The sequence below is a fragment of the Halorubrum tibetense genome, from assembly GCF_042661865.1.
GTDB lineage: Archaea > Halobacteriota > Halobacteria > Halobacteriales > Haloferacaceae > Halorubrum > Halorubrum tibetense.
Map to the genome: position 1 here is coordinate 1 of NZ_JBHSWW010000340.1, position 2,254 is coordinate 2,254.

Genomic DNA, 2,254 nt, shown 5'->3' on the forward strand with positions numbered 1-2,254 from the left:
CTCCTCGCCGACCCGCGCGGCGTGCTCGGCCGTCTCCGCGACCTCGGTGACGGTGGCCGCCACCTCCTCCGCGGAGGAGGCGAGCGACTCGGCCTCGTCGGTCGTCGCCTGTAGATCGTCGCGTTGGGTGCGTGCCCCCTCAGCGATCTCCGTGACTGCACCGGAGACGGTCCCGGTCGTAGAGCGGAGGTCGTCGGTCCGCTCGTTGACCGAACCGGCGACCGCGGCGGTGTCTTCGGCGACAGTCCCGACCGACGCGACGGTCCCCTCCAGCTGTTCGGCCATCTCGTTGAACGCGACGCCGACGCGTCGGATCGGCTCGCTCTCACAGTCGGGGTCGACCCGACGGGTGAGATCTCCGTCGGCCAGCGCGCGCATGGCTTCCTCGTATGCGGTCGCCTTCCGCTCGATCGCCGCGGCGCGTTCGTCCGCTTCCCGCCGAGCCGCTTCGGCGTCCGCGCGGGCCTGCTCAGCCTCGGTAATCTCGCGTGTGAGCGACTCGCGCATCCGGTCGAAGGCGACGAAGAGCCGCCCGATCTCATCGGTTCGGCCGGTCCGGAGGTCCACATCGAGGTCACCGTCAGCCATCCGTTCGGCTTTCCGGGTGAGCTGGCGCAGCGAGATGACGGTGTTCGACCCCACCGTCACGCCGATGAGCGCGATACCGATAACGGCGAGCAGCGTCATTCCGATCAGGCCGGAACGGAGCTCGTCGCCCGCGGGACCCAACTCGGCCGCCTACCCGTACACGACGACCCCGTACGCCACCGAAACACCCATCACCCCGATCAGCGACGACGCGAGCTTCACGCCGTAACTGCTTCTGATCCGGGATACCGGTTGTACCGTCATTTGACGAAGAACTGTACGAATATCTCACATATAAGCGCCAACCCCCGCGTATCAGAAGCGATAACGCGCCGCGTGAGACGGGAGCGACCACGGCCTTGGAACCCCTCGACTGACCCGGCGGGTTCAAGAGACCGGCAAGGAGGGTACGAGAGACCGGCAAGAAGGGTGCGAGAGACCGGCAAGAAGAGCCCGGGAGCGGGAAGTTTAGGCCGACAGACCACCCACGGGAAGTATGAACGAAGCCGTCCTGCTGGTCGAGACCCTCTTTCCGCGGGGGATCACGCAGTACCTGATCGGCGGGGTGCTCATCGGGCTCGGGACCGCGATCATCTACGTCGGAACCGGGATCCACGCCGGCGCGAGCACCTTCCTCGAATCGACGCTGTCGTACGGATCGAAGCTCAAACGGTTTCAGCAGCCGAAATTCGTCGCCTCCCGCGACTGGCGGGTGGTGTTCACGCTCGGTATCGTCGCCGGCGCGGCCGGCTACTCGATCGCCCTCGGCGACTTCGGATGGACGACGGAAGTCCAGCCGTGGCGGCTGTTCCTCGGCGGGGTCCTGATCGGGATCGGGACCCGGTTGGGGAAGGGGTGTACCTCCGGTCACGGCGTCTGTGGCGTCGGCTCCGGCTCGCGGAGCTCGATCCTCAACGTTGGGATCTTCATGCTCGTCGCCATCGGCGTCGCCCAGCTCGTGATGGCCGCGGGGGTGACGCCATGAGCGGTGCTGGCGTCGTCGCCGACCACGAGAGCCACCCGCTGTTCCTCCCGCTCGTCTTCCTCGGCGGGGCGGTGTTCGGAGTCGGGCTCGCGGTCAGTCAGATGGCCCGGCCGGAGATCGTCTTGGAGTTCCTCCAGTTCCGTGATTTCGGGCTGGCGTTCGTGATGGGCGGCGCGAGCGTCGTCGTCGGCGTGACGTTCTGGGCGCTCACGCTGTCGGGTCGAAGCGCCCCGCTCACCGGGAAGCGGTTCGGCCGGCGGCTCAAGTCGCTGGACCGGGACTTCGTCGTCGGCGGCGGCGTCTTCGGCGTCGGCTGGGGACTCTCCGGGATCTGCCCGGGCGCGGCGTACGCCAGCCTCGGGATCGGCAACGTCGTCATCCTCTACGGCGTCGCCGGCATGTTCCTCGGCGCGTATCTCCAGGGGTACCTCCGGGAGTCGCGGACGGAAACGCCCGCCGCGGCTACCGCCGACTGAGTCGCGAGTCCCGAGGCGCCGCGTGGACGAAAACGCCAAGACGCCGGGGCGACACCCCGACGTATGCGACTCGAGGACTACTGGGGGATCGGTCCGAAGACGAGCGAGCTGTTGACGGCCGAGCTCGGCACCGAACGGGCGGTCGAGGCGATCGAGTCGGCCGACGTGCGCGCGCTCGTCGACGCCGGGCTCCACCGCGGCCGCG

At 68.4% G+C, this 2,254-nt stretch carries 2 protein-coding genes and 1 pseudogene; 2 read left to right on the top strand and 1 reads right to left on the bottom strand.

What is annotated here, in order from left to right; all coding sequences use genetic code 11:
* Positions 1-852: pseudogene (locus tag ACFQEU_RS14715) on the bottom strand (HAMP domain-containing protein); the annotation flags it as partial.
* 232 nt (positions 853-1,084) lie between these two features.
* Between ACFQEU_RS14715 and ACFQEU_RS14720 the strand changes: the two are divergent.
* Positions 1,085-1,573: a YeeE/YedE family protein gene (locus ACFQEU_RS14720; protein WP_379783377.1), complete on the top strand. Its 489-nt coding sequence runs from the start codon at positions 1,085-1,087 to the stop codon at positions 1,571-1,573.
* Positions 1,570-2,049, top strand: coding sequence for a DUF6691 family protein (locus ACFQEU_RS14725; RefSeq protein ID WP_379783379.1), 480 nt, complete (start codon positions 1,570-1,572; stop codon positions 2,047-2,049). The genes ACFQEU_RS14720 and ACFQEU_RS14725 overlap by 4 nt, the downstream gene beginning before the upstream one ends.
* The last annotated feature ends 205 nt before the right edge of the window (positions 2,050-2,254 follow it).